This window comes from Haloferax sp. Atlit-10N (genome assembly GCF_003586325.1).
In the GTDB taxonomy this organism is placed as follows: Archaea; Halobacteriota; Halobacteria; order Halobacteriales; family Haloferacaceae; genus Haloferax; species Haloferax prahovense.
The window spans coordinates 627943-654160 of record NZ_PSYX01000001.1 but is presented as its reverse complement, the minus strand read 5'-3'; the positions used below and the strand labels follow the sequence as shown (position 1 = coordinate 654160).

Here is a 26218-nt window from a genome sequence, read left to right as displayed (position 1 = left end):
TTTCGAGAACGTCCTCAGCGTCCGGTAGCGGACGCGGGCTGACGGGACTCGAACGATTCACTCGCGGTCATGTTACTGGTAATCGACCTCTCCTTCGCCCTCGCCGATCCACGCGTTGCGGTCGGGGTTGCGAGAGTTGAGCGGGTCGATATCCTTGTACCACGGGACGTTCTTGAGCTGTTCTTTGTTGTAGACGAAGTCGTTTTTCGTGTCCGCCGTGAACTCGAAGTTCTGCGTGAGCAGGATGGCATCGACGGGACAGACCTCCTCGCACAGCCGGCAGTAGATACACTGGCCGATGTGGAGGTTGTACTGCTCGCCGTTGCGCTTGTCGTCCTGAACGATCTGAATCGTGTCGTTCGGACAGACGTTCTCACACTGACGGCACCAGATACACCGCTCTTGGCTGAACTTGTGGACGCCGCGGAAACGCGGGCTCACTTCTGGCGCGGTCTCGGGGTACTCGACCGTGAACGTCTCGCCGTCGAGCGCGTGCCTCAGCGTCACTGCCATGCCTTTCAGGATTCCGATCATACAATCACCCCCACGATGATGGCCGTGAGAACCAGGTTGGCGAAGGAGAGCACGAGCATCCCCTTCCAACCGATTTCGAGGAACTGATCGACGCGAAGGCGCGGAATCGCGGAGCGCGCCCACTGGGTGAACAGGAAGAACGCCCAGATTTTGATGGTGAACCAGACGAATCCGGGCAGGACCGGGCCCGCCGGACCGCCGAGGAACAGCGTCGCCGCGATAGCGCCGCCGAGGAAGATGTGGATGAACTCACCGAGGTAGATGAGCACGAAGTAGACCGAGGAGTACTCGGTCTGGAACCCGGCGACAATCTCGGTCGGCGCTTCGGGGATGTCGAACGGGTTACGACCGACCTCCGCGAGGTTCGCGATGATGAACAGCGCGAACGCGAAGGGATTCACGAACGCGAACCACGTCGGAATCGTCACGCCCGCGACCGAAAGCAGCGGCTCGGCCTGCACGGCGACGATTTCGCTCATGCGGAGCGACCCGGCGAAGATGACGACGGAGGCCGCCGTGACGACGAGCGGAATCTCGTAGGCGATGTTCGACGCGACCGCGCGGAGCGCGCCGATGAGCGAGAACTTGTTGTTCGATGCGTAGCCGGTCATGACGATGCCCAGCGAGGCGATAGACGCCGCGGCGAAGGCGAACGCGAGACCGGTCTCGGGGTCCGCGAGCTGGATGCCGTTACCCATCGGGATGACGGCGAATCCGAGCAGCGCGGAGAAGGGAATGACCATCGGCGCGAGGTCCCACGCGGGACGGTCGACGCCCTCGGGAACGATGAGTTCCTTCGACAGCAGTCGGACCGCGTCCGTGACGATGGTCAGGAGACCGAACGGACCGATTCGGTTGACCGCGATGCGGTCACCGAAGGCGGCCGTGATCTTCCGCTTCGCCCACGGTCCGGCGAACGCCGTCATGATGAGCATGATGTTGGCGATGAGGAACGCGCCAACGAGACCCCCGACGACGTCGCCGAGGATGCCTTCGAGACCGAGGAGGCCGCTGATCGTGTCCGGAAGGACCGCTTGCAGACTCATTACCGGTCCACCTCTCCGAGAACGATGTCGAGACTGCCGAGCGAGGCAATCATGTCCGGGATGTACTCACCCTCGGACATCTCGGGGAGCGTCTGGAGGTTCGAGAAGCACGGACTGCGGATCTTGAATCGGGCCGGCTTGTCGGTGCCGTCGGCGCGGATGTAGATGCCGAGTTCGCCCTTCGCGCCTTCGACGGCGCGGTAGATCTCCGTGTCCTCTTCGGGCTTCAGGGTGCGCGGAACGTTCGCCTGGATGTTCCGCTCGTCTTCGGGCCAGTCTTCGAGCAGGTCAACGCACTGCTGGATGATCTTGGCCGACTCCTCGACCTCGCGCATGCGCACGAGCAGGCGCGAGAAGTTGTCGCAGCCGTCCTCGACGACGACGTCCCAGTCGAGTTCGTCGTAGTAGCCGTAGGAGTCGTCGCGGCGGAGGTCGTAGTCGATGCCCGAGCCGCGGGCGACCGGTCCGGTCGCACCGTAGCTCTTGGCGACCTCAGGCGGCAGGACGCCCGTGCCGACCGTCCGCGCCTGGAGAATCTCGTTCGAGGTGATCATGTCGTGGTACTCCTCGAGCGCCTGCGGGAGCTCGTCGATGAAGTCGCGAATCTTCTCGAAGAACTCCTCTCGGGGTTCCGGGAGGTCCCAGACGACCCCGCCGAGCCGGAAGTAGTTGAACATCATGCGCTGACCGGTGAGGTCCTCCAGAATGTTCTGGACGATTTCGCGGTCCCGCATGGCGTACATGAAGATGGCCGTGAAGTCGCCGTACACGTCCAGCGCGAACGTGCCGAGCGCGATCATGTGCGACGCGATGCGGCACAGTTCCGCGCCCATCGTGCGGATGATCTGGGCGTACTCGGGGACCTCGATGTCCGCGAGGTCCTCCGCGGTGCGGGCGTAGGCCCACTCGTTCAGCAGCCCCGCCGAGATGTAGTCCCAGCGGTCGGGGTACGGCATAATCTGGTGCCGGTAGGTCCCCTGCTGACACATCTGCTCCTCGCAGCGGTGGAGGTAGCCGATGTCGGAATCGAGGTCGACCACCTGCTCGCCGTCGACGACCGTCTCGACGTGCAGCACGCCGTGGGTCGCCGGGTGGTGCGGCCCGATGTTGATGTACATCGTGTTGCTGTCGCCCGCGGAGCGGTGGTCTCCTTCGAGCGGGTTGGCGTGCTCGCGGAGCGTCGCGATCTGCGGGCGGTCCTGGTCGTAGTCCAGTCCGAGCGGGTGACCCTGCCACGTGTCCGGAAGCAGGATGCGACGCAGGTCCGGGTGGTCCTCGTACTGGATGCCGACGAGGTCGTACGCCTCGCGCTCGTGCCAGTCGGCCGTCCGGAACACCGGCTCGGCGGACTGACTGACCGGGTTGTCCTTCGAGGTGGGCACGACGACCGAGACCTCGTCGGTCCGGTCGTCGAACTTCGTCAGATGGTAGATGGACTCGTAGCGGTCCTCGTACTCCTGTGCGGTCACACACGAGAGGTGGTCGAATCCGGCCTCGTCGCGGAGCTTGAACAGCGCGTCTTGGACCTCGTCGGGACGGATGACGAGGCCTGGCGCGTTCAGGTGTTCTTCGCGACCGACGACGAGGTCGCCGAGCAGGTCGGCGAGTTCGTCGCCGCGGCTGACGCCCGATTCGAGTTCCGCGGGGTCGTCGGGCTGTTGTTCTTCGAGGCTCATGGCGAATCAGCCCAGTTGTACCGCATGACGAGGTCTTCCTCGTCGATTTCCGCCGCGAGCTTGTCGACGATTTCGTCGCGCTCGAGGTCGCCGAACTGCTCCAGTTCGTACGGCTTGACCGTCACCGGGCTGGACTCGCCGTTCGCGATGCGCTCTTGGAGCTTCGCGATACCGTAGATGAGCGCCTCCGGGCGCGGCGGGCAGCCGGGGATGTGGATGTCGACCGGGATGACCTCTTCTGCGCCCTTGATGACGTTGTATCCCTCCTGGAACGGGCCGCCGGAAATCGTACACGACCCCATGCCGACGACGAACTTCGGTTCGGGCATCTGGTCGTAGACGCGCTTCATGCGCGGGGCGAACTTCGAGACGATAGTCCCCGGCACGATAATCACGTCAGCCTGTCGCGGCGACGCGCGCGGCACACCCGCCGCGAATCGGTCGAGGTCGTGCTTGATTCCGTAGGTGTGCATCATCTCGATGCTGCAGCACGCGATACCGAACTGCAGCATGAACATCGAGGACCCGCGGACCCAGTTCATGAACTTGTCGAACTTCGTGAGGATGAACGGTGACGAGCCGAACGCCTCCCGAAGCTTCGAGTTGAACCGGTCGTCCGCCCCCGCCATCCGGGCGTCGCGAGTCTCGGTCTGTACCTGTGTGTCGTCCGTGACGAATGGCTTCTGTTCGCTACTCATGCATCTTGCCTCTCTGTCTTACGACGGTTTGCCTGCGGGCTTTTGACCCACTTGACTGCGCCGTTGCGCCACGCCCAGACGAGGCCGACGACGAGGATACCGATGAAAACGAGCATCGGCGTCAGAATCGTCGCCAGCGACGCGCCCTGTTCGAGGGCCGAGCGGTAAATGACCGTCCACGGGAAAATCAGGACGGTCTCGATGTCGAACACGAGGAACAGCAGCGCGACCATGTAGTACTGAATGTTAAACTGGACGCGCGCCGTGCCTGTCGGCACCTCACCACTCTCGTACGTGGCACTCTTTCCTTGTTCCGGTACGCTTGGGCGCAGCAGCGCCGACACCGCCATCATCGCGAGCGGTATGCCGACACCAACCAGCCCCATCGCACCGATTGCAATCCAATCACTCATGCCGTGTCTCCCTGACGTGCGGCGGTTAGAAGCGCTCCCCTATAAACATTGATTTGTGTGTTTCGGGCGCGAGAGAGCTTCTATTTGGAAAATACGCGAGAGACGCCCGGAACCCCGCACGGGCAGGGTTTCGACGCCGGGAGCGACCCCCGCTTGCGGAAGACTGACCGGCGACGACGGACGCTTCGCTACCGCGATTCGCGGAAGCCCGCGACGCCGAGGTCGTGGAGCGCGGCGGAGGTCTCGGCCACGTCGGAAACGAGGTCTTCGTGGTACTCGACGAGCCGGTCTTCGAGCTCGGGGTAGCCGCGCGAGAGTGCCTGTACGGCCGACAGCGCGGCGTTGAACGACTTGCCGGCGTCGACCGCGACGATGGGTGCACCCGTCGGCATCCCGATGACCGAGTCGACCGACTTCTCCTGGACGGGGACGCCGACGACCGGAATCGGGTACGCGATGGAGGCGGTCATGTTCGGCAGGTCCGCGGACTTGCCGCCCGCGCCGGCGATGATGACCTCGACGCCGCGGTCGCGCGCGGTGTCGCCGTAGGCGTACATCAGGTCGGGCGTCCGGTGCGCGGAGACGACGTACGTCTCGTAGGTGAACCGCTCTTCGGGCGGCGCGTCGAAGTCGGTCTGCTCGCCGAACCCGAGCGTGTCCAGCGCCTCGTGCGCGCCGGACATCACGTTGAGGTCGGAGTCCGACCCCATGATAATGCCCACGTCGGGCGTCGTCTCGGGGTCGCGGTCGGCGTCGGCCTGTGCGTGCAGTTCGTCGATGAGGTCCCGTTCTGTCGTCATTGTGTATCAGTCGAAGTGTAGTCCGTCCCGGAGGTCTCGCGTGCGTGCGAGAAGCGCTTCGAGGTCGACGTCCTCGTCGCCGACGGCGGTGAGGTGGCCCATCTTGCGGAGCGGGCGCACCTCGTCTTTGCCGTACCAGTGCAGCGAAACGCCCGATTCACCGAGGGCGTCGTCGAGGCCGCCGAGCCGCGCCGGTCGGCTCTCGTCGACGGTGCCGAGGACGTTCGCCATCACGGTGGGCGACCGGCGAGTCGTCGCGCCGAGCGGCCACCCGAGCACGGCGCGGACGTGCTGTTCGAACTGCGAGGTGAGCGCGCCCTCGATGGACCAGTGGCCGGAGTTGTGCGGGCGCGGGGCGACCTCGTTGACGAGCACGTCGCCCGCCGCCGTCTCGAACAGTTCGATGCCGAAGACGCCGCGGCCGGGCAGGTGCGAAAGCACCTCGCGGGCGACGCGGTCGGCCTCCTCACGGACCTCGTCGGTCGTCCGCGCCGGGACGACGGTCTCGCGGAGAATCTCCTCCTCGTGGACGTTCTCGCCGACGGGGAAGGTCCGAATCTCGTCTTCGCCGCGGACGCCGATGACCGACAGTTCGCGCTCGAAGTCGACGAACGCCTCGGCCATCGCCGGGCCGCCGACCGCCTCGATGGCGGCCTCGGCGTCCTCCGGGTCGGTGACGGGGACGTTTCCGCGGCCGTCGTAGCCGCCGGTCCGGGCTTTCAGCATGACCGAGCCGAACTCGTCGAGCGCGTCGCGGAGGTCGGCCGCGTCGTCGACGCGGTGGAACGGCGGAATCGGGATGCCCGCCTCGCCGAAGGTGTCCTTCTGGACCAGTTTGTCCTCGATGGTCCGAAGCGCGTCGGGCGAGGGGTGGACCTCGATTCCCTCCTCGGCGGCCAGTTCGTCGAGCAGGTCCGGGTCGGCGAGTTCGATTTCGAACGTCAGCGCGTCGGCCCGCGCGGCGAGTTCCGCCATCGCCTCGGGGTCGTCGAAGTCGCCGACGATCTGGTCGGCGACGGCCGATGCCGGGCAGTCGGGTGTCGGGTCGAGCACGACGATGTCGACGCCGAGCGGTGCGGCGGCCTCGCCGAGCATACGCCCGAGCTGGCCCCCACCGACGACGCCGAGCGTGGGTCCGGGTACGGTGACGGTCACAGTCGCGGGTTCAGTACGTCGATGCATAAACGTTGCCACATTATACGTTCAAATGAGCACATCCGTGGATATAATCGGTGCAGAAGACGCAGAACGAGCCGGGCGCCCGCACGCGTCGGGCGCGAGGAAAATCGGGTCGTCAGACGCCGGCGGCCGGCGTCAGCCCCGCGTCTCGTTCGCGGCGGCGAGGGCGTCCTCGTCGATGAAGACGACCACGTCTTCGCTCCAGAGCTTGAAGGCGTGCTGGCGCGCGACGTAGCCGTCGAGTTCGGATTCGAGTTCGGTTCGGTCCCATTCGTAGGCGATGACGACGGGCGGCGCGTCGGCGGTCACCTCGGAGACGTTCGCGTCCGGCGCGCTACTGGTGCGCTCGACGCCCGAGCCCTCGAAGTACCACGGGAGCGGGAGTCGGCTGTGCCACGATGGCCCGCCGAGCGGGTTCGACTCGTTGGAGACGTAGAAGTGCGTCTCGTCGCTGTCCGGCGGGTGGGTCCCGTACAGGAGCACGTCGGTTCCGGGGTTGGCGGCCGAGACGCGCTCCACGTCGTCGAGCGTGGCCTTGAGGTCGTTTTCGGGTTGGGCCCACTGGAGCACCTCCTTGTCCTCGTCGGTCGAGGCGTTCCAGTAGTCGACGTTGGCGGCCGCGACGCCGCCGACCGAGGCGACGAGCACGAGTACCGCGAGGCCGACGCCGACCGTGTCCTTGGCGTCGAGCGCCTGCACGCCGGAGCGGAAGACGAACGCCGCGCCGACCGCCGCCGGGACCGCGAGCGGGACAATCGCGTGGACGACGACCCACGGCGCTTGGATGTCGGTCGCCAGCGGGTAGCCGAAGATGCTCACGACGCCCCAGTAGGTCGCGAAGGCGACGAGCCAGCGAACCCGGCCCGCGACGACGCCGTACCGGTCCACGACGATGCCGACGAGCGCGAAGACGATGAGCACCGGCGCGCCGTAGACGAACGTCTCGAGGAAGTCCTTCAGGTACGGGAGGTACTCGTGGGACTGGTGGCTCCCGCCGAGCCAACTGCCGAACATCTCGGAAACCGCGCCGACGGTCCCGGCTCTGAGGACGGGCAGAACCGCAGTTGAGCCGCCGAGCGCGTTCCAGAGGTCGGGCCGCGGCGCGTAGAAGAAGACGAAGACGGCGAGGAACGCGAGCAGGCCCCCGAGGACGCCGACGGCGTACCGAACCCCGCCGTAGCCGAGACTGCCGGCCCCGCGTGCGCGAAGTCGGTCGCGGATGCTCGCGGGCAGTTCCGAAAAGAGGATGTCGCGGGCGGACTCGCCGGCCGAGGTCCGAGCGAGCAGTCGGTGGTCGAAGACGAGGAACGCCGCCCCGAGGAAACACGCGAGGTAGACGACGTAGTTCTCCTTCGCCGCCGACCCGGTCGCGAAGGAGACGCCCGCGGGGATGAGGTAGGCGAGGCGGCCGGTGTCGTACGCGCGGACGACGAAGCCGAGCGCGACGAACGAGAAGGCGGCCACCAGCACGTCGTTGCGCATGAACCGCGAGTAGTAGACCAAAATGGGGTTCGCCGCGAAGAAGAGCGCGAGCGCGACCATCTCGTCGCGGCGGAGATGCTCTCGGAACAGCCAGACCGAAAGCGGGAGCAGGCCGCCGACGAGCGCCACGGGGAGTCGAGCCGTGAAGTCGGTCGCCGGAAGGACGGCGAAGAGATAGTCGTTGACGACGGGGAGAAACGGGCCGTGGATGATGGGCCGGTAGGAGAACTCGCCGGTCTCGTGATAGCGCAGAATCCAGTAGCCGACGCGGCCTTCGTCCCAGTGGAAGATTCGGCCGCCGAGGTCGACGAGGCGGACGAGGAGGGCGACGACCACCGCGCCCGAAAGCGCCAGGAGGGCACGGGACCGAGTGACCGTCTCGGTCCCACTGTCAGTACTCATGCCCACCCATCGCAACGCCGACAATACAACTTTTGTGCTTGCCCGTCGCCGGAGACCAAATTCGGTCGGTGTCGGTAGTTCTTTTATCCGAGGCGGGAAGGGTCGGCCATGGTCTCACTCGGACTCGTCGTGGCCCGATTCAACTCGTCGGTCACGGAGCAGATGGAGGAGGCGGCCCGCGACGCGGCCGCCGAGCGCGACGCGGAGGTGGTCGAGACGATTCAGGTCCCCGGCGCGTACGACTCGCCCCTCGCGGCCGACCGACTCGCCCGCCGCGACGATATCGACGCCGTCGCCGTCGTCGGCGCAATCGTCACCGGCGACACCGACCACGACCGCGTCATCGCCGATGCGACCGCGAAGTCGCTGACGGAGGTCTCGCTGGACCGCGACAAACCCGTCTCGTTCGGCGTCTCCGGCCCCGGCATGAGCGGCGCTGAGGCACGCGAGCGCGTCAGCAAAGGTGCGGAAGCGGTTTACGCTGCGACTGATATGGTGGAGGCGTTGGCATGAACTTCGATTTCAGCGACCGAGTCGGCCGCGTCGAACCGAGCGCGACGCTCGCCATCTCGAACCTCGCGAGCGAACTGGAAGCGCAGGGCGAAGACGTGGTCGACCTCTCGGTCGGCGCGCCGGACTTCCCGACTCCGGACAACATCACGCAGGCGGCGAAGGACGCGCTCGACGCGGGACACACGAGCTACACCTCGTCGAACGGAATCCCGGAACTCAAGGAAGCAATCGCGGCGAAATTCCGCGGGAACGGCGTCGACGCCGAGGCCGACGAGGTCATCGTCACGCCCGGCGGCAAGCAGGCGCTCTTCGAGACGTTCCAGACGCTCGTCGACGACGGCGACGAGGTCGTTCTCCTCGACCCCGCGTGGGTCTCCTACGAGGCGATGGTGAAGCTCGCCGGCGGCACCCTCAGCCGCGTCGACCTCGCACAGCACGACTTCAGGCTCGAACCCGCACTGGACGAACTCGCCGAGACGGTCTCCGACGAGACGAAGCTCCTCGTCGTCAACTCCCCGTCGAACCCGACGGGCGGCGTCTTCTCCGACGCGGCGCTCGAAGGCGTCCGCGACCTCGCGGTCGAACACGACTTCGCCGTCATCTCCGACGAGATTTACGAGCGCATCGTCTACGACGGCTTCGAGCACACCTCGCTGGGCTCCCTCGACGGGATGGAAGACCGCACCATCACCATCAACGGCTTCTCGAAGGCGTTCTCGATGACCGGCTGGCGGCTCGGCTACCTCCACGCCCCGTCGGACCTCATCTCGCAGGCCGGTAAGCTCCACTCGCACTCGGTCTCCTGCGCCGTGAACTTCGTCCAGCACGCCGGCGTCGAGGCGCTCTCGGAGCGCACCGACGACGACGTCGAGGAGATGCGCCAGGCGTTCGAGGCCCGCCGCGACATGCTCGTGGACCTCCTCGCCGAACACGACGTTGATGTCGCCGTCCCGAAGGGCGCGTTCTACATGATGCTCCCCGTCGACGACGACGACCAGGCGTGGTGCGAGGGCGCGATTCAGGACGCGAAGGTCGCGACCGTCCCCGGCAGCGCCTTCAACGCCCCGGGCTACGCCCGCATCTCCTACGCCGCGAGCGAAGAGCGACTCCGCGAGGCCGTCGAGCGCCTCGCCGAGCACGACTACATCTGAGCCGCCCGCTGCGACCCGATTTTTCCACCGTCGTATCGAGCCCCGAGAGCGCGTACTGGCAACCAATGTGACAGTGTGCTAGGGCTGAACGTGATTTTTGTTGTCGTGTCTTTGGTTAGATTTATCTCGTCTACCCTCTATGTACTACTCGTACATACCGCTCTTCGGGTGGGATTTCCGCGGACGGGCCGCGTGTGTATGGAGCATACAACTCATGAAAATAAGACAACTACTAGCAGACGATGGTGCAGTCTCGCCGGTCATCGGCGTGATTCTGATGGTCGCGATTACGGTGATTCTCGCGGCCGTTATCGGGACGTTCGTCCTCGGACTGGGTGAGCAAACGGCGACCGCTCCGCAGGCGAGTTTCAGTTTCGACTTTGATGGAAGCGATGCTGGCAATCTGACCATCACGCACGAAAGTGGCGACGAAATCAGTGCAGCCCGTCTAAATGTGACAACCGGTGTCAAGATTGTAGACAAGGCGGATACAGTATCGGCTACTGAAGCTTCAAAGAGCCTCACTTGGGATGCACTCCAAGATGACACTGGTGCTGCTGTCTCCGCCGGGAACTCAGTGACAATTAAGCCGAGCAACGGGCCAACGGATGTTCTTCACAACCAGACTGTCCGTATCGTCTGGACCGACGAGTCAGGTTCGACTTCCGCGACTCTCCAGAAGTGGACCGGCCCCGACGCGTAACGACCCTGCAAAAAATTTTGCAGTAATCGGTCAACGCGCGGCCGACGACGCCCCATTTTTCATCAAAACTCCGCTCCCGGAGTCCCAACTACTTCCTGAGCGCCTCCACCGGCCGCTCGTTGGCCGCCTTCCACGCCGGGTACAGCCCCGAGAGGACGCTGGTGCCGACGCCGAACCCGACCGCGAGGACGATGTAGAGGAGGTTCGCCGCCTGGAAGGTCGCAAGCGGGTCGTTCAGGACGAACGCGTTGAGCGCGACGCCCGCGCCGACAGCGAGTATCGCGCCGATGACGCCGCCGGCGACGCCGAGCAGGCCGGCCTCGGCGAGAATCATGCGAATCACGTCGCCGCGCTGGACGCCGACGGCGCGGAGGACGCCGATTTCCTGGCGTCGCTCGATGGTGCTCATGAGCATGACGTTCAGGATGCTCACGCCGGCGACGACCAGCGAGATGGAGCCGATGCCGATGAGGAAGGCGTTGAGGATGCCGAAGAACTCGTTGATGCCCGCCGTGATGGACTGGAGTTCGAACACCGAGACGCGCTCTTCGCGCTCGTTGAGGGCCTCGCGGATGGCGACCGCCGACTCGTTCGCGGCCTGTCCGGAGTCGGCGCTGACGACGACCTGCGAGTAGCCCGTGCCGTTTACGTCCTCGACGGGGACGATGACGGCGTTGTTCGGGCTGACCAGCGAGATACCCTGCTGTTCGGCGAGCACGGCCGAGACGCGATAGGTCCGACCGTCGACGGAGATGGTGTTTCCGGGCTCGACGTCGAGCAGGCCGGCGGTGCCGGAGCCGACGAGCGCGCCCTGTCTGAGCCGGTCGGGGATGCGGCCCTCTTCGGCCTCGTAGAGCGCGCCGGGGTCTTCCATCCCGTAGACCGTTGTGACGGTCTGTCGATCACCTCGCGAGACGAGTTTCGACTCGGAGCGGACGGGGACGACCGCGCCGTCGGTGACCGCGCGACGAATCTCGTCGACGTCGCGCTCGGTGAGCTCCTCGATTCCCTCCTGGAAGTTGGGCGAGACGCTGATCTCGTTGCCGATGTCGCCGAGCTGCTGGGTCGCACCGGTACGGAGCGTCGTGCCGAACATGCCGAGCGACGCGATGGCGAGGACGCCGATGATGATGCCGAGGACGGCGAGCCCCGAGCGGATGCGGTTGCGCGAGAGGTTCCGACGCGCCATCAACAGCGCGGGGACGCGCCGGAAGAGGTCGTCGAGGACGCTCACTGTATCCTCCCGTCGATGAGTTCGACCGTTCGGTCCGCGTAGTCGCCGATTTGGGGGTCGTGGGTGACGGCGATGACCGCCACATCGTCCTCGCGGCGAATCTCGTCGAACAGGTCGAGGACGCTCCGCCCGGTCGCCCGGTCGAGGTTCCCCGTCGGCTCGTCGGCGAGGAGGATGCGCGGCTCGTTGATGAGCGCCCGCGCGATGGCGACGCGCTGTTTCTGCCCACCCGAGAGCTGGTCGGGCCGGTGGTCGAGTCGCTCGCCGAGGCCGACGCGTTCGAGCAGGCGCGTCGCCCGGTCGCGGGCGGTCGGGTCGTCGCCGAACAGCGTCGGCATCTCCACGTTTTCCAGCGCCGACAGCGTCGGAATCAGGTGGAAGCTCTGGAAGATGAAGCCGATAAAGCGCTTTCTGTGGACCGTCATCTCCCGGTCGGAGAGGTCGGTCACGTCCTGTCCGTCGAGGTAGACGGTCCCTTCAGTCGGTGTGTCGAGGAGGCCGAGGACGTTCAGCATCGTGGACTTCCCGCTCCCGGAGGGTCCCATGACGGTGACGAACTCGCCGGGGTCGGCGTGGAAGTCCACGTCCTTGAGCGCCTCGACGACCTCGCCGCCGGTGTCGTAGCGCTTCCAGACGCGTTGGAGTTCGATGATGTGGTTCATCTCGAATCAGCGTCGTCTGTAGGCGTAGATTCCGACGCCGACCACGACGAGGAGGGCGACGAGGCCGCCGACGAGGAGGAGCGTGGTGCCGAGACCGCCGCCGCCGTCGTTCGAGTCGACGGGTTGCGAGAGGTCGCTCACGTCCACCGTCGTTTCGACGGTCCGCTCACGGCCGTCGGCGAGGTAGGTCACCTCGACCGGGACGGAGGCCACGCCGTCGTCGACGGTGGCGTAGAGGTCGAACGAGGCGAAGTCGCTCGCGGGCACCGAGCCGACGAAGTACTCCTTGTAGGGGCGCTCGGGGGTGACGCCGTCGGTCGGGACGACCCGGACGACGACGCTCTGGGCGTCGCTGAGGCCGACGTTGCTCGCGCTGCCCGAGATATGTATCTTCCCGTCTTCGCGCTCCACGTCGACGCCGGTGAGCGAAATCCGACCGGGGGCGGCGACGTAGTCGATGGTCGTCGCCGCGGAGCCGTCGCGCCCGCCGGTCTCGTAGTCGGCGACCACGTCGAGCGTCGCACGGTCGACCGACGAGACGTTCAGTCGGACGGTCCGGGTGGACTCGGCCGCGACGGTTCCGACGGGGTTCCCGACGACGGTCGCGTCGCCATCGCGAAGCGAGAGGACGAGGTCTTCGAGGGGCGCGTTGCCGAGGTTCGTCACGTCGACGACGACCGCGGGGCGAGCGCCGTCGCCGAGGGTCGCGTCGAGGCGGACGTTCTCTCGGAGTTCGTCGGCGGCGAGCGGCGCGGTGGTCGTCGTCGTCCGGGCGTTGCCGTCGGCCGTGGTGTAGCGCAGCGTCGCCGTCACCTCGGAGTCGGTCGCGCCGGGCGTCACGTCGAACTGGAACGTCTGGGCCTGTCCGGAGTCGAGGCGCGGGACGACGCGGGTGTCGTTCCGCACGGTCGCGTCCTCGGCGGCCACCGACAGCCGAAGGTTGCGCGCCACCTCGTCTTCGCCGTTCGAGACGGTGACTTGCACGGGCGTCTCCGTGCCGATGACCGCGTCACCGACCTCGACGGTTACCTGCGGACCGCCCTCGCGGACGCGGACGACGACGGGGTACTGGAGTCGCTGGACTTGGCCGTCGCTCCGGCCGACGACGGTCACGCGGAGGTCGTAGGTCCCCGCGTCGGCGAGTCGGACGGAAAGCGGGATTTGCAGGTCGCTCCCGGGCGGAATCGTCCCGAGGTCTTCGGCCCGCGCGAGGTCGTTCGAGCCGCTCGCGGTGCGGACGTACACGTCCGTCACTTGGAGGTTCGACGGGCTGTTCTGTGCGTTCTGTACGATAGTCGAGAGGATGAACCGCTCGCCCGGCGTCGGCTGTGCGGGCGAGACGGAGACGTCGTCGATGTAAGCGGTCGCCTCCGCGCCGAGCGTCGGTGCCGGGAGTCCGGCGAGCACGACGACGACGAGAAGGGCGACCGGGAGGGCGCGCCTGCTCATGTTTATCACTCCATATATCGAGCAGGCGACGGAAATACCTGCCGTGGCTGACGGTCGCACGAGGCCGAACGTCTCGGCTCGGTTCGGCGGGCCGTCGGTCGGCGAACCCCCGCTCGGCGAAGGTACTTATGTGAGTCCGCCACCAGAACGGTGACAGATGCGCGTGCGTGACCTCCCGCTGTCGGCGGCCCTCGTCTCCCACTACGAGTCGAACGGTATCGAGGAACTCTATCCGCCGCAGGCCGCCGCGGTCGAGGCGGGCGTCGCGGAGGGCGGCCGCGTCGTCGCCGCCATTCCGACCGCCAGCGGCAAGACCTTCATCGCGGAACTCGCCATGCTCACCGCCGAGGGGCCGGCGCTCTACATCGTCCCGTTGCGCGCGCTCGCCCGCGAGAAGTACGAGACGTTCGACCGACTCCCCGGCGTGAGCGTCGGCATCTCCACCGGCGACTTCGACGCGGACGAGGCGGAACTCGGCGACCACGACATCGTCGTCGCCACGAGCGAGAAGGTCGACTCGGCGATTCGAAACGGCGCGCCGTGGGTCGAACGCCTCGCCTGTGTCGTCGTCGACGAGGTCCACCTGCTCGGCGCGCCGGGCCGCGGGCCGACGCTCGAAGTCACGCTGGCCACGCTCCAGCGCCGCGTTCCGGACCTCCAGCTCGTCGCCCTCTCGGCGACCGTCGACAACCCCGAGGTCATCGCCGACTGGCTCGACGCGGCGTTGGTCGAGAGCACGTGGCGGCCCGTCTCGCTCCGAACCGGCGTCTACGCCGACGAGACCGTCGAGTTCGACGACGGCACCGACCTCGACGTGGTCGTCCCCCCGACCGGCCCGAACGACGACGAGGCCACCGAGGCGACCGTCGCGCTCGTCGAAGACGCCGTCGAGACTGGCGGACAGTGTCTCGCGTTCGTCCGGTCGCGCCGCGAGGCCGAGGCGCTCGCCGACCGCCTCGCCGGCGAGGACCTCTCGCCCGCGCCCGCCCTCGGCGACGAACTCGACGAACTCGGCGGCACCGCGACCGGCCGCCAGCTCTCGGAGTGCGCCCGGACCGGCGTCGGCTTCCACCACGCCGGCCTGCGGAGCGCCCACCGGGTCGCCGTCGAGAACGCCTTTCGAGACCGCCGGCTCGCGGTCATCTGCGCGACGCCGACGCTCGCCGCCGGGGTGAACGTCCCCGCTCGCCGGGTCGTCATCCGCGACCAGAAGCGCTACACCGGCGACTCGATGGCGTGGATTCCCGTCCTCGACGTGCACCAGATGTGCGGCCGCGCCGGCCGCCCGCACCTCGACCCGTTCGGCGAGGCGGTCCTCGTCGGCGACGCGGACACGAAAGCCGAGCTGTTCGACCGCTACGTGACGGCCGACGCGGAGGCCGTGGACTCGCAGTTCGACGACCCCGAGGCGCTCCGGACGCACGTCCTCTCGGTCGTCGCCTCCGGGTTCGCCGACAGCCTCGACGGCGTCGCCGACGTGTTCTCGGCGACCTACTACGCTCACCAGAATCCGAGCGTGGACCTCGCGGAACTCGTCGCCGACGTGGTCTCGGAGCTCGAAGCGATGGAGCTCCTCGACGCGACGGGGGGGACGCTGTCGGCGACGACGCTGGGCGCACAGACCTCCAGACAGTACGTCTCGCCGACGACCGGGGCGCGCATCGTCTCGGGCATCCGCACCATCGAGACGATGGCCGACGAGCACGTCACCGCCCGGACCGCCCTCGAAGTCGTCTGCGACACGCCGGACATGCACGACACGTACCTCGGCAACCGCGAGCGGGCGCTGATGTACCAGTACGCCCGGAGCCACGCCGCGGAGTTCACCACCGCGATGCACGACGCCGACCCCTTCGAGGAGTGGCTGACCGCGGTCAAGACCGCCCGCATCCTCCACGAGTGGACCGAGGGCTCGGACATCGAGGAACTCGTCGAGCGCTACCGAATCGGGCCGGGCGACGTGGAGTCCCGCGTCGAGCGCGCCGAGTGGTTGCTGGGCGCGGCCGACGCGCTCTGTGCCGCCCTCGACACCGACGTGCCGGAGTTCCGCGAGGTCCGGGCGTTGCTGTCGCCCTGACGCGGGAGCCGAATCCCCCGCTCTGCGCCGAGCCGTGTTTCTTCGCGTCGAGGGGGCAAAGTCGCTTCGGGATGCCGTTTTAAGCTTCGCGGGAGCGTAGGCGAAGCTATGGGTATCACGTACGAAGACTTCCTCGACCTCGAGTACGAACCGACCGACGAGGACCTCGTCTGCACCTTCCGCATCGACCCCGCGACGGGGATGTCGACGGAGGCGGCGGCGAGTCGCGTGGCCTCGGAGTCCTCCAACGGCACGTGGGCGGCCCTCCAGACCGGCGCGGACTTCACCGACATGGGCGCGACGACGTTCGACATCGACGGCGACCTGATTCGGGTCGCCTACCCCGCCGGGCTGTTCGAACCCGGTAACATGCCGCAGGTGCTGTCGTGCATCGCCGGCAACATCATGGGTATGAAGGCGGTCGATACGATTCGGCTCCTCGACTGCGAGTGGCCCGAAGAAATCGTCTCGTCGTACCCCGGTCCGCTGTACGGGTCGTCGGTCCGCGAGGAGGTATTCGGCGTCACCGACCGCCCCATCACGGCGACGGTCCCCAAGCCGAAAGTCGGCCTCTCGACGGCCGCACACGCACAGGTCGGCTACGACGCGTGGGTCGGCGGCGTCGACCTCCTGAAGGACGACGAGAACCTGACCGACCAGGCGTTCAACCCCTTCTCCGACCGCCTCACGGAGTCGCTGTCGCTCCGCGACGACGCCGAGGACGAGACGGGCGAGAAGAAGTCCTACCTCATCAACGTCACCGCCGACACCCAGACGATGCTCGACCGGGTCGACGAGGTGGCCGCGCAGGGCGGCGAGTACGTTATGGTGGACATCATCACCGCGGGCTGGGCGGGCCTCCAGACCGTCCGCGAGCGCACCGAGAAACACGGCATCGCAATCCACGCCCACCGCGCCATGCACGCCGCCTTCGACCGGCTCCCGTCCCACGGCGTCTCGATGCGGGTGCTCGCGCAGATAAGTCGCCTCTGCGGCGTCGACCAACTCCACACCGGCACCGCCGGCCTCGGCAAGCTCGCCAACGAGGACACCGTCGGCATCAACGAGTGGCTCGCGGGCGACCTCTACGGGATGAACGACGTGCTGCCGGTCGCCTCCGGCGGGCTCCACCCCGGCCTGCTCCCCGACCTACTCGACGCCACGGGGACGAACGTCTGCGTCCAACTCGGCGGCGGCATCCACGGCCATCCCGACGGCACCCGCGCGGGCGCGGTCGCGCTCCGGTCGGCCATCGACGCCTACGTCGAGGGGCGGTCCATCTCGGCGGCCGCCGAGGAGACGCCCGAACTCGCCGTCGCCCTCGATAAGTGGGGGACGGAGACGCCGCGGTAGGGGTGACGAGGCGGCGCGACCGCCGCCGCGGCCGCAAGTGTTGCTAGTTCGTGACAATCTCCAGAGAAGCGTTGAGTCATTACTACAATATCGAAGAGGGTCCTCTCGTCATTCCACGGGCCCCGAAGTGGTTCGGGGCTCGAATATCGTCGATAATAATTGGCGGGTGAGCTTTATACGGTTGTTTTTTCAGAGCTAGATTCAGAGCTATTCGGACACACACCCGGCTGCTCGGCGTGTATTGGGGGATGCCGGGGTTCGCCGATATCAACTAAACCATGAAGATACGAACGAAACTTATCGCGCTGTGTCTCGCCATCTCGCTGCTACCCGTGGCAGTCGTTGGCGTCGCAGGCGTCCAAGGAATGTCAAGTATTGGCGATTACGCACAAGAACAGAGCGAGGCGACGCTCGAAGCGCAGATTACCGGCGAGTTGAACCAAACCGTCGCCGCCCGGCAAGAGGAGATACAGAACCTGCTCGACGTCCGCCGAATCGACGCGCTCGCGCTGGCGGACTCGGCGCCGGTACAGAACTACGAAGCCGCCCGGGCGGGCCAGATGGAACTCGTCCAGGAACAGAGCCAGGCGCAGTTAGGGTACATGGCGCTCCAGATGCGTGCGACCGTCGAGACGACGAAAGAGACGGTGCTCGCGAACCAGTACGGCGGCCGGGACTGGGAGGAACTCACTTCGGCAGAGCAACAACAGGTGAAAGACCAAGTCGAGGCGCGAATCGCCGGAACGGCCGGAAACGGCGTCCAACAGAGTGGAACGCTCTCTGACGCGTTCCGACCGGGCTACGTCGGGTCGACCGGCTACGCGTTCGTCCTGAACGGCGACCTCGACTTCGTCGTCCACCACAGCCTCGAAGACGGAGTCAACGCCGTCGACGACACCGAGATACAGGCGTTCAATCAGGTGCCCGCCGAAATCGAGTCGAACGCCGCCGTCCGCAACGGCGAGGACTGGGGCATCGTCGAGTACGAGTGGGAAGACACCACCCAAGCGGGCAACCCCGTCGAGGAGAAGTTCGTCGCGTACGCCTACCACGAGGACTTCGACTGGGTGCTCGCGCCGAGCGTCTACTACTACGAGCTCCAGACGGCCGCCGTCGCCGACGCCCGCGGCCAGATTAACGACTCGTTCGAGAGCTACCTCAGAACGCGCTCCGTGACTATCGACGGCGAGGAGCGCCCCGCCTACGACGAGATTCTGTTCACCGACGAAAACGGGCAGGGAGTCGTCCAAACGGTTCGCACGGAAGACGGCATCACCACCCGTTCGGTGTCCGACGTCTCCTACGCCGAAGAGGAATGGTTCGAGACCGCGACCGGGCTTCAGGAGGGTGAAATCCAGGTCAGTGAGGTGGTACCGACCGACGACGGGGCCACGGTCTACGTCACTACGCCGGTCTACCACGGGGGCGAACTCACGGGGACTATCACGCTCCAGTTCAACTTCGACCTCCTCAACGTGCTCATCGACGACATCCAGGTCGGTGAGAGCGGTCACATGACCATCGTGGGCGAAGGGGGCACGCTCCTGACCGATTCGAAGGAATCGCTCGGAACCGTCGAGGGCGAAGTCGCCGAGAACCTCTCGGCCGGCCTCGTCCAGCGCGGCCTCACCACCTACGAGACGGCCGGCGAAAGCGGCGACTCGGACCGGTACTTCGTCGGGTACGCGCCGCTCCACTTCGGCAACGGACAGTACAAACTCGTCGCGACCGTCCCCGAGTCGGACGTGACGGGGCCGGTCAAACAGCTCGGACAGGCGATGAACAGTCGGGCAGACACCTCCCGGAACGTCATGCTCCTGTTAATCGTCGGTATCATCGTGGTCGTCGTCGGCGTCGGCTACGTCGCCGCGCGGTACTTCTCGGAGCCGATAGAGGCGCTTCGGGACCGCGCGCAGTCGCTCGCCCGCGGGCGGTTCGACGACGACGAAGCCATCGACGCCAACGACGACGAACTCGGGGAGCTCGTCGAGGCGTTCGACGACATGCAGGCGAACCTCCAACGGCAGGTCTCGGCGCTTCGAACCGCCGGAACGGAGCTCGGCGACGGCAACCTCGACCAGAACCTCCGGACCGACCTGCCCGGCGAGTTCGGCGCCATCATGACCGACCTCGACACGGGGATTCAGAAGCTCCAGGACGGCTTCGTCGAGGTGCAGTCCGTCGCCGACGAGTTCGCGGCGGTGAGCAACGAGACGGTGTCGAGCGCGAAGGAAATCGAGTCCGCGAGCCAGGAGACCGCGCGGTCGGTCGAGGAAATCGCTCACGGCGCGGAACAGCAGACCGAACGGCTCCAGACGGTCGCAAACGAGATGAACGACCTCTCTGCGACCATCGAGGAGGTCGCCGCCTCCGCCGACGGCGTCGTCCAGTCGGCGAATCAGGCCGTGTCGCTCGCCGACGAGGGGCGCGAACACGCCGCGGAGGCGACCGAGGAGATATCTACCATCGAGACCGAGGCCGACGAGGCGGTCGAGCGGGTCGAAGCCCTCGGCGAGCAGGTGGGCGAAATCAACGAAATCGTCCAACTCATCAACGACATCGCGGAGCAGACGGACCTGCTCGCGCTCAACGCATCCATCGAGGCGGCCCGCGCGGGCGAGGCCGGCGAGGGCTTCGCCGTCGTCGCCAACGAGATCAAGGCGCTGGCGAAGGAGGCCAGTCAGGCCACCGACGACGTGGAAGCCCGCATCGACGAGGTGCGCGACCGCGCCGACGACACGGTCGACGACATGCAGTCCATGCAGGAGAGCGTCGAGAGCGGCTCCGAGACCATCGGCGACGCCATCGAGATGTTCGACCACATCTCCGGGGCGATTCGCGAGGCCGAACACGGCGTCGAGGAGATTTCGCAGGCGACCGAGAACCAGGCCGTCTCGACCGAGGAGGTCGTCTCGATGGTCGACGACGTGTCGAGCGTGAGCGAGGAGACGACCTCGGAGACGGCGACGGTCTCCGCGGCGACCGAAGAACAGACCGCCGCGATAAACGAAGTCACGCGGAACATCCGGCAGGTGTCGAAGTCGGCGGAGTCGCTCAAAGACCTCGTCGGACGGTTCGACGTCGGCGACGCCGGCGGAAGCGGGCGCGGCGGCGACGCTCCCGCGTCGGTCGGGACGTCCCCCGACGGGTCGCCGCCGTCGGGACCACAGGCCGTCGCCGACGGGTCGGGTGACGCGGCGGGTCCCGCCTCGCCGTCGGACGACTGAACTGTCGCCGACGCGCGACACCCGCCGTCCCACCGCCGATTACCGGTCTACTTCTCCCATTATCGTATCGAGACTCCCGAGCGCAGCGATGAGGTCCGGGATGTACTCGCCTTCGGCCATCTCGGGGAGTGACTGGAGGTTCGAAAACGAAGGGCCACGAATCTTGAACCGCGCCGGGGTGTCCGTGCCGTCGGCGCGGATGTAGATGCCGAGTTCGCCCTTCGCGGCTTCGACCGCGCGGTAGACCTCGGTGTCGTCGTCCGGCTTGATGGTGCGCGGGACGTTCGACTGGATGGTCCGCTCGTCTTCGGGCCAGTCTTCGAGGAGGTCGACGCACTGCGCGACGATTTTGGCCGACTCCTCGACCTCCCGGAGGCGGACGAGCAGGCGCGCGAAGTTGTCGCAGTCGTCCTCGACGGCGACCTCCCAGTCGAGTTCGTCGTAGTAGCCGTAGGGGTCGTCGCGGCGAAGGTCGTAGTCGATGCCCGAGCCGCGGGCGACCGGCCCCGTCACGCCGTAGTCCTTCGCCACCTCGGGCGGGAGGATACCGGTTTCGAGCGTTCGGGCCTGCAGAATCTCGTTTGCCGTCAGGAGGTCGTGGTACTCCCGCAGTTTCTCGGGGAGGCCGTCGACGAACGTCCGAATCTTCTCGAAGAATTCCTCGCGGGGTTCCGGGAGGTCCCAGACGACCCCGCCGAGCCGGAAGTAGTTGAACATCAGCCGCTGGCCCGTGAGGTCTTCGAGGACGTTCTGGACGAGTTCCCGGTCCCGCATGGCGTACATGAACGTCGCGGTGAAGTCGCCGACGACGTCGAGGGCGTACGCGCCGACCGCGAGCATGTGCGAGAGGATACGGCTCAGTTCGGCCGCCAGCGTCCGGAGCACCTGCGCGTACTCGGGCACGTCGATGTCCGCCAGCGCCTCGGCGGTGCGGGCGTAGGCCCACTCGTTCAGGAGGCCGCCGCCGCCCCAGTCCCAGCGGTCGGGGTACGGCATAATCTGGTGCCGGTAGGTGCCCCGCTGGCACATCTGTTCCTCGCAGCGGTGGATGTAGCCGATGTCCGGCTCCACGTCGGCGACTTGCTCGCCGTCCAGCGTGACCTGCAGGTGCATCACGCCGTGGGTCGCCGGGTGGTGCGGCCCGATGTTGAGAAGCATCGTGTTCGAGCTGGCCCGGCCGTCCTCGGCCAGCGGGTTCGCGTTCTCGTCGTACCGGACCACCTGCGGGCGCGTCTGGTCGTAGTCCAGCCCGAGCGGGTGACCCTGCCACGTCTCCGGCAGGAGGATACGACGCAAGTCCGGGTGTCCCTCGTACTCGATGCCGACGAGGTCGTACGCCTCTCGCTCGTGCCACTCGGCCGTCCGGAACACCGGCGCGGCCGACTGGCTGACGGGGTCGGTTCGGGGCGTCGGGACGACGACGCTCGCCTCTCGGGTCGGGTCGTCGTACGACTTCAGGTGATAGATGGACTCGTAGCGGTCCTCGTACTCCTGGGCGGTCACACACGAGAGGTGGTCGAGGCCGAGGTCGTCGCGGAGCGTCGAGAGCGACGACTGCACCGCGTCCGGGCGAACCTGCACCGCGGGCGCGTGAACGTGCGCTTCGGTGGCGAGGACGGCGTCGCCCAACGCCCGCCGGAGCGCGTCGGCGTCGAGGGGACCGGAGGCGTCGTCGGCGAGCGCGGCGGGGTCGGCGTCGGACTCGGGGGGCTGCTGCGGGCGTTCGAGTGACATGACGGTTGACATCCGCCCGTTCGTCCGGTCGTCGGTTCGTCGTTCTGCCTCACGAGTGCGGCCGGTTTTTATGTCGCAGTCGAATCAATTCGCCGGCATGAAATCGGTCAGGCTTCGCTTCACGCCCGACGACGAACAGTTGCATCCGATGCACGAGTTCGTCGTCGAACACGAGGCGTTCGAGCGGACCGAACTCCACCACTGGAACCCGACGGTGACCGACAGGAACACCATCGTCTTCGAGGTCTTCGGGACCGACGTCGAGGCCTACGAGGCGGCGCTCGCGGAGACGGAGCGCATCCTGTCGTACGAACTCTCCCAGCTCCCCGGCGACTCCTTTTTCATCGTGGTCGACGAGCGGCTCGACGCGGCGGGAACGAGGCAGACGGCCGCCGTCACGCGGGGCGGTCTCATCGTCGTCCCGCCGGTCGTCTTCGACGGCGACGGAACGGTCTCGATGACGCTCGTCGGGACCGACGAGGCGCTCCAGTCGGCGGTCGAACAGCTCCCCGAGGGCCGCGGCCTCGAAGTCGTGCGGGTGAGGGAGTACACGGGGCCGGGGAGCGTCTCGGCCGGGTCGCTGTCGCCCCGCCAGCGCGAGGCCATCGAGGTCGCCGTCGACTGCGGCTACTACCGCGAGCCGCGGACCGGGTCGGTCGCCGACGTGGCCGCGCGGCTCGACTGCTCGACGAGCACCGCGGCGGAGCACCTGCGAAAAGCGGAGATGAAAGTCATGGCCGACCTCGTCGGCCGGTCGTGACTGCGGGTCGGTTCGCGACGACGTCTCCGCCTACGGTTCGGCCCGCGGCGACGGCTCCGCCCACGGCTCAGAAGTGCCCTCGCCGAACAGTTCTCGCATCAGGATGACGATGCTCTCCGGCGGGAACTGCCCGCGCTCGGTGACGATGGCGTCCACGTATCGCGGCGGCGTCACGTCGAACGCGGGGTTCTTCACGGTGGGGGTTCCGAGGTCCGCGAGCGTGTCGTCGTCGACGACCTCGGCGGTGTCGCGCATCTCGATATCGACGGTGTGACCGGTCATCGTCCCCGGATGGAGTTTGAGCGTCTGCGCGGCGACCATGATGGGCGACCCCCGCTCGCGTGCGTTGACCGCGAGGCCGCTCGTCCCGATTTTGTTGATGACGCTCCCGTCGGCCGCGACGGCGTCCGCGCCGACGAGCACGTGGTCCACGTCGTTGAGGTAGCGGCGGGCCGCCGAGTCGACGATGAGCGTGACGGGCACGCCCAGTTCGTGGAGTCGCTTCGCGGTGATGTGTCCCTGATTTCGAGGCCGCGTCTCCTTGACGACCGCCTCGATGTGCTTTCCCTGCTCGACGGCCGCCTCGACGCACGCCAGCGCGTCCGTGGAGTGGCAGTGGGTCATGATGGTGTCGCCGTCGCGGAGGCGGTTCGCGCCGACCTGTCCGAGGTCGGCCTGCGCCCGTTCGAGCCGGGCGCAGAACTCGTCGGCCGAGTCGACGACGTTCTGTCGGAGCCCCTCGACGGTCGTACTCGACATGTCGCGGAGGACGTACCGGAGGGCGTTGGGGAGGCTCACGGCCGTCGGCCGCGTCTCGTGGAGCGTCCGGGCGGTCGCGCGGAGCTCGGCCCGGAACGCCTCGGCGTCGGCGGCGTCGCTCTCCGTGGCCTGTGTCCGGAGCGCCCGCGCGGCCGCGTCGGCGATGGTCGCCGCGCCGCGAATCTCCATCGTGTCGATTTCCGTCGCGGTGCGTCGGACCTCGGAATGTACGCGGTCGTCCATGCGGGAACTACGGGCGTCGAATGGAAAAAGGTCGCCGCGGAGACGGCGTTCAGACCCGGTCGACGAGCGCCTCGTCGGGGTGTCGCACCCGGACGGTCTCGACACGCTCTGAGAGCGCCTTCGCGTCGGCGAGTTTGTCCTCGGACTCGGCGTGGACGGTAAACAGCGTCTCGCCGCTGGCGGCCATCTCGCCGACGCGGCGGTGGAGTTCGAGGCCCGCGCCGGGGTCTCTCGGCGCGCCGGCCCGGCGAGCGACCTCGTTGACGAGGCGGTTGTTGACGTGGGTGACCACGCCGTCGCGGTCGGCGCGGACCGCGACGGTGTGTCGGCCGGGCGAGAGGTCCGCCGCCTCCACGTCGGGGTCGCCGTTCTGCGCGGCGAGTATCTCGCGGAAGGTCTCTTCGGCCTGCCCCGAGTCCAGAATCTCGGCGGCGTCGGCGTCGACGCCGACGGACTCGAACAGCAGGTCGGCGAGGCGAATCGCCTTCACCCGCAGGTCGTTCGGGCCGCCGCCGGCGAGCGTGGCGAGGACCTCGCGGGCTTCGAGCACGGGACCGACCCCGCGGCCGACCGGCGCGACCCCGTTCGTGATGGCGCACTCGACCGCCATCCCGAGGTGGTCGCCGACGCGGTTGAAGTCCTTCGCGAGTTCGCGCGCCTCGGCGAGGCTCTCGACTTTCGCGCCCTCGCCGTAGGGGATGTCGACGACGACGTTGGTCGAGCCGGCGCTCTTCTTTTTCGAGAGGACGGAGGCGATGAGCTGCCCCTTGGGGTCGATAGAGAGCGGCGTCTCGGCGCGGATGATGCGGTCGTCGACCGGCGAGAGATTCACCGCGCCGCCCCAGACGAGACAGCCGCCGGTCTTCCCGACGATGTCGCGTATCTCCGCGACGGAGAACTCCACGTCGCAGAGGACCTCCATCGTGTCTGCGGTACCCGCCGCGGAGGTGACGGCCCGCGAGGAGGTCTTCGGAATCTTCAGCCCCGCCGCGGCGACGATGGGGACGAGAATCGGCGTGACGCGGTTGCCCGCGACGCCCCCGATGGAGTGCTTGTCGGCGATGACCGGCTCTTCCCACGTGATGGTCTCGCCCACGTCCGCCATCGACTCCGTGAGGTGCATCGTCTCTTCCATCGACAGCCCGTTCGTGTAGATTCCAGAGACGTACGCCCCGAGTTCCACGTCGGCGAGGCGCTCCTCGTAGATGTCGCGGACGAGTTGGGACAGTTCGTCGGCTTCGAGTTCGATGTCGTCGAGCTTCTTGCGGATGTAGTACACCGAGTCGGGTTGCGGCGCGACCGAAACCTCGACCTCGCCCTCGATGTGACCGAGCCGGCGCGTCACGCCGAGAGTCCCCTCAGAAACGAGTTCGTCCGTCAGCTCCACGATGGCGATGGTCGTCCGCCCGTCTCGCCGCAGTTGGACGCGTTCGAGCGCGTGGACCCCGAGTTCGGCCGCGTCGCTCTCGTTCAGGAGGACCGTCGGCGACCGGGTTCCGATGTCGATGGGTTCGGCGAGGAGTTGCATACCCGAAGGTCGGACGAGAGCGTCAATAAATCGACCCCGAGTCTCGGGGGGAGAGAACGCTTACGCGAGGTGGGATTCGACGAGGTTCTTCAGGTCGTCGTAGCCGCGGACGCCCACGAGCTGTTCGACCGCCTCGCCGTCGGCGAAAAGCACCATCGTCGGGACGCCCCGAACCTGGTACTGTGCGGCGAGCTCCTGGTTCGCGTCCACGTCGACCTTGGCGACCGCGGCGTCGGTGTTCTGCGCGAGTTTCTTCACCGTGGGTTCGAGCATCTTGCACGGACCACACCAGTCCGCGTAGAAATCGACGAGCACCACGTCGTTCGTGGAGACGACGTCTTCCAGGACCTCAGCGCCGTCGACGTGGACGGGCTCCGAGGGGGAATCTGCGGCTCCTTTCGCCGTGCTTCCGCCGTCGCCGCGGAGATTGGATTCGAGCTGTTCGCGTTTCTGCTGCCGGATATCGTTCAGTTCGTCGTCGGACATACCTACTGGTATCGGCCGCTACCTAATAACGGTTTTGCACAATTCGAGCAATAATATTGGCGACCATTGATTCGTGGTGACGAGCGGCACGCTCCGGGATATCGCTGTG

At 67.0% G+C, this 26218-nt stretch carries 22 protein-coding genes and 1 pseudogene; 8 read left to right on the top strand and 15 right to left on the bottom strand.

Going from position 1 to position 26218, the window contains the following annotated elements:
• Nucleotides 1–72: 72 nt before the first annotated feature.
• The 8 genes from C5B91_RS03390 to C5B91_RS03355 form a co-directional block, all read right to left on the bottom strand.
• Nucleotides 73–534, bottom strand: a complete 462-nt coding sequence (locus C5B91_RS03390) for an NADH-quinone oxidoreductase subunit I (protein WP_004977642.1) — start codon at nucleotides 532–534, stop codon at nucleotides 73–75.
• Complete coding sequence (locus tag C5B91_RS03385; protein WP_004977643.1) at nucleotides 531–1580, bottom strand: complex I subunit 1 family protein; 1050 nt, start codon at nucleotides 1578–1580, stop codon at nucleotides 531–533. Before C5B91_RS03385 ends, C5B91_RS03390 begins: the two co-directional genes overlap by 4 nt.
• The gene (locus C5B91_RS03380) at nucleotides 1580–3256 is read right to left on the bottom strand and encodes an NADH-quinone oxidoreductase subunit D (RefSeq protein ID WP_049968280.1); all 1677 of its coding nucleotides are present in this window, start codon (nucleotides 3254–3256) and stop codon (nucleotides 1580–1582) included. Before C5B91_RS03380 ends, C5B91_RS03385 begins: the two co-directional genes overlap by 1 nt.
• Entirely contained in the window at nucleotides 3253–3954 is a 702-nt protein-coding gene (locus C5B91_RS03375) for an NADH-quinone oxidoreductase subunit B (protein WP_004977645.1), read from the bottom strand. Before C5B91_RS03375 ends, C5B91_RS03380 begins: the two co-directional genes overlap by 4 nt.
• Nucleotides 3951–4367 (bottom strand): NADH-quinone oxidoreductase subunit A, encoded by a 417-nt coding sequence (locus C5B91_RS03370; RefSeq protein WP_004977646.1) that lies wholly within the window; start codon nucleotides 4365–4367, stop codon nucleotides 3951–3953. Before C5B91_RS03370 ends, C5B91_RS03375 begins: the two co-directional genes overlap by 4 nt.
• A gap of 188 nt (nucleotides 4368–4555) precedes the next feature.
• Nucleotides 4556–5167: a 5-(carboxyamino)imidazole ribonucleotide mutase gene (gene purE, locus C5B91_RS03365; RefSeq protein WP_115819095.1), complete on the bottom strand. Its 612-nt coding sequence runs from the start codon at nucleotides 5165–5167 to the stop codon at nucleotides 4556–4558.
• A gap of 6 nt (nucleotides 5168–5173) precedes the next feature.
• Nucleotides 5174–6322, bottom strand: a complete 1149-nt coding sequence (locus C5B91_RS03360; protein ID WP_008092495.1) for a 5-(carboxyamino)imidazole ribonucleotide synthase — start codon at nucleotides 6320–6322, stop codon at nucleotides 5174–5176.
• A gap of 159 nt (nucleotides 6323–6481) precedes the next feature.
• Complete coding sequence (locus C5B91_RS03355) at nucleotides 6482–8230, bottom strand: flippase activity-associated protein Agl23 (RefSeq protein WP_008092493.1); 1749 nt, start codon at nucleotides 8228–8230, stop codon at nucleotides 6482–6484.
• A 108-nt stretch (nucleotides 8231–8338) separates the two neighbouring features.
• On the opposite strand from C5B91_RS03355, the gene ribH reads away from it, so the two are divergent.
• From ribH to C5B91_RS03340, 3 genes are all read left to right on the top strand, one after another.
• Nucleotides 8339–8743, top strand: coding sequence for a 6,7-dimethyl-8-ribityllumazine synthase (gene ribH, locus C5B91_RS03350; RefSeq protein WP_008092491.1), 405 nt, complete (start codon nucleotides 8339–8341; stop codon nucleotides 8741–8743).
• Complete coding sequence (locus tag C5B91_RS03345; protein ID WP_115819094.1) at nucleotides 8740–9894, top strand: pyridoxal phosphate-dependent aminotransferase; 1155 nt, start codon at nucleotides 8740–8742, stop codon at nucleotides 9892–9894. The genes ribH and C5B91_RS03345 overlap by 4 nt, the downstream gene beginning before the upstream one ends.
• A 214-nt stretch (nucleotides 9895–10108) precedes the next feature.
• Entirely contained in the window at nucleotides 10109–10597 is a 489-nt protein-coding gene (locus tag C5B91_RS03340) for a type IV pilin (protein WP_049968615.1), read from the top strand.
• Nucleotides 10598–10685: 88 nt separating this feature from the next.
• Here the strand turns inward: C5B91_RS03340 and C5B91_RS03335 are convergent, their stop codons facing one another.
• Genes C5B91_RS03335 through C5B91_RS03325 form a run of 3 tightly spaced genes read right to left on the bottom strand, consistent with a single transcriptional unit; the run spans nucleotide 10686 to nucleotide 13942 of the window.
• Nucleotides 10686–11831, bottom strand: a complete 1146-nt coding sequence (locus tag C5B91_RS03335; RefSeq protein WP_008092486.1) for an ABC transporter permease — start codon at nucleotides 11829–11831, stop codon at nucleotides 10686–10688.
• Nucleotides 11828–12493, bottom strand: coding sequence for an ABC transporter ATP-binding protein (locus C5B91_RS03330; protein WP_008092484.1), 666 nt, complete (start codon nucleotides 12491–12493; stop codon nucleotides 11828–11830). The genes C5B91_RS03335 and C5B91_RS03330 overlap by 4 nt, the downstream gene beginning before the upstream one ends.
• A 6-nt stretch (nucleotides 12494–12499) precedes the next feature.
• On the bottom strand, nucleotides 12500–13942 hold the full coding sequence (locus tag C5B91_RS03325; protein ID WP_008092482.1) for a hypothetical protein: 1443 nt from the start codon (nucleotides 13940–13942) through the stop codon (nucleotides 12500–12502).
• A gap of 157 nt (nucleotides 13943–14099) precedes the next feature.
• Between C5B91_RS03325 and C5B91_RS03320 the strand changes: the two genes are divergently transcribed.
• The 4 genes and pseudogenes from C5B91_RS03320 (at nucleotide 14100) to C5B91_RS23060 (ending at nucleotide 20599) form a co-directional block, all read left to right on the top strand.
• The gene (locus C5B91_RS03320) at nucleotides 14100–16019 is read left to right on the top strand and encodes a DEAD/DEAH box helicase (protein ID WP_115819093.1); all 1920 of its coding nucleotides are present in this window, start codon (nucleotides 14100–14102) and stop codon (nucleotides 16017–16019) included.
• Nucleotides 16020–16127: 108 nt separating this feature from the next.
• On the top strand, nucleotides 16128–17372 hold the full coding sequence (gene rbcL, locus C5B91_RS03315) for a type III ribulose-bisphosphate carboxylase (RefSeq protein ID WP_115819092.1): 1245 nt from the start codon (nucleotides 16128–16130) through the stop codon (nucleotides 17370–17372).
• A 278-nt stretch (nucleotides 17373–17650) separates the two neighbouring features.
• Nucleotides 17651–19381, top strand: a pseudogene (locus C5B91_RS23065) (cache domain-containing protein); the annotation flags it as partial.
• The gene (locus C5B91_RS23060) at nucleotides 19376–20599 is read left to right on the top strand and encodes a methyl-accepting chemotaxis protein (RefSeq protein WP_394295174.1); all 1224 of its coding nucleotides are present in this window, start codon (nucleotides 19376–19378) and stop codon (nucleotides 20597–20599) included. The pseudogene C5B91_RS23065 and the gene C5B91_RS23060, both read left to right, overlap by 6 nt.
• A 39-nt stretch (nucleotides 20600–20638) precedes the next feature.
• On the opposite strand, the gene C5B91_RS03305 is transcribed toward C5B91_RS23060, so the two are convergent.
• Nucleotides 20639–22333, bottom strand: coding sequence for an NADH-quinone oxidoreductase subunit D (locus tag C5B91_RS03305; protein ID WP_115819305.1), 1695 nt, complete (start codon nucleotides 22331–22333; stop codon nucleotides 20639–20641).
• A 97-nt stretch (nucleotides 22334–22430) separates the two neighbouring features.
• Here C5B91_RS03305 and C5B91_RS03300 point away from each other — a divergent pair, with 97 nt between their 5' ends.
• The gene (locus C5B91_RS03300; protein WP_049913385.1) at nucleotides 22431–23093 is read left to right on the top strand and encodes a helix-turn-helix domain-containing protein; all 663 of its coding nucleotides are present in this window, start codon (nucleotides 22431–22433) and stop codon (nucleotides 23091–23093) included.
• Nucleotides 23094–23123: 30 nt separating this feature from the next.
• On the opposite strand, the gene C5B91_RS03295 is transcribed toward C5B91_RS03300, so the two are convergent.
• Genes C5B91_RS03295 through trxA form a run of 3 tightly spaced genes read right to left on the bottom strand, consistent with a single transcriptional unit; the run spans nucleotide 23124 to nucleotide 26109 of the window.
• The gene (locus tag C5B91_RS03295; protein ID WP_008092473.1) at nucleotides 23124–24095 is read right to left on the bottom strand and encodes a ribose 1,5-bisphosphate isomerase; all 972 of its coding nucleotides are present in this window, start codon (nucleotides 24093–24095) and stop codon (nucleotides 23124–23126) included.
• A 49-nt stretch (nucleotides 24096–24144) separates the two neighbouring features.
• On the bottom strand, nucleotides 24145–25623 hold the full coding sequence (locus tag C5B91_RS03290) for an AMP phosphorylase (protein WP_115819090.1): 1479 nt from the start codon (nucleotides 25621–25623) through the stop codon (nucleotides 24145–24147).
• A 60-nt stretch (nucleotides 25624–25683) separates the two neighbouring features.
• Nucleotides 25684–26109: a thioredoxin gene (gene trxA / locus C5B91_RS03285; protein ID WP_008092469.1), complete on the bottom strand. Its 426-nt coding sequence runs from the start codon at nucleotides 26107–26109 to the stop codon at nucleotides 25684–25686.
• Nucleotides 26110–26218: the final 109 nt, after the last annotated feature.

Coding starts and splice junctions, on each gene's coding strand:
- trxA (WP_008092469.1), bottom strand. CDS start 26,109: ATGTCCGACGACGAACTGAACGATATCCGGCAGCAGAAACGCGAACAG.
- C5B91_RS03300 (WP_049913385.1), top strand. CDS start 22,431: ATGAAATCGGTCAGGCTTCGCTTCACGCCCGACGACGAACAGTTGCAT.
- C5B91_RS03345 (WP_115819094.1), top strand. CDS start 8,740: ATGAACTTCGATTTCAGCGACCGAGTCGGCCGCGTCGAACCGAGCGCG.
- C5B91_RS03375 (WP_004977645.1), bottom strand. CDS start 3,954: ATGAGTAGCGAACAGAAGCCATTCGTCACGGACGACACACAGGTACAG.
- C5B91_RS03385 (WP_004977643.1), bottom strand. CDS start 1,580: ATGAGTCTGCAAGCGGTCCTTCCGGACACGATCAGCGGCCTCCTCGGT.
- C5B91_RS03380 (WP_049968280.1), bottom strand. CDS start 3,256: ATGAGCCTCGAAGAACAACAGCCCGACGACCCCGCGGAACTCGAATCG.
- C5B91_RS03295 (WP_008092473.1), bottom strand. CDS start 24,095: ATGGACGACCGCGTACATTCCGAGGTCCGACGCACCGCGACGGAAATC.
- ribH (WP_008092491.1), top strand. CDS start 8,339: ATGGTCTCACTCGGACTCGTCGTGGCCCGATTCAACTCGTCGGTCACG.
- rbcL (WP_115819092.1), top strand. CDS start 16,128: ATGGGTATCACGTACGAAGACTTCCTCGACCTCGAGTACGAACCGACC.
- C5B91_RS03370 (WP_004977646.1), bottom strand. CDS start 4,367: ATGAGTGATTGGATTGCAATCGGTGCGATGGGGCTGGTTGGTGTCGGC.
- C5B91_RS03355 (WP_008092493.1), bottom strand. CDS start 8,230: ATGAGTACTGACAGTGGGACCGAGACGGTCACTCGGTCCCGTGCCCTC.
- C5B91_RS03340 (WP_049968615.1), top strand. CDS start 10,109: ATGAAAATAAGACAACTACTAGCAGACGATGGTGCAGTCTCGCCGGTC.
- C5B91_RS03330 (WP_008092484.1), bottom strand. CDS start 12,493: ATGAACCACATCATCGAACTCCAACGCGTCTGGAAGCGCTACGACACC.
- purE (WP_115819095.1), bottom strand. CDS start 5,167: ATGACGACAGAACGGGACCTCATCGACGAACTGCACGCACAGGCCGAC.
- C5B91_RS03320 (WP_115819093.1), top strand. CDS start 14,100: ATGCGCGTGCGTGACCTCCCGCTGTCGGCGGCCCTCGTCTCCCACTAC.
- C5B91_RS03290 (WP_115819090.1), bottom strand. CDS start 25,623: ATGCAACTCCTCGCCGAACCCATCGACATCGGAACCCGGTCGCCGACG.
- C5B91_RS23060 (WP_394295174.1), top strand. CDS start 19,376: ATGCAGGCGAACCTCCAACGGCAGGTCTCGGCGCTTCGAACCGCCGGA.
- C5B91_RS03390 (WP_004977642.1), bottom strand. CDS start 534: ATGATCGGAATCCTGAAAGGCATGGCAGTGACGCTGAGGCACGCGCTC.
- C5B91_RS03305 (WP_115819305.1), bottom strand. CDS start 22,333: ATGTCACTCGAACGCCCGCAGCAGCCCCCCGAGTCCGACGCCGACCCC.
- C5B91_RS03325 (WP_008092482.1), bottom strand. CDS start 13,942: ATGAGCAGGCGCGCCCTCCCGGTCGCCCTTCTCGTCGTCGTCGTGCTC.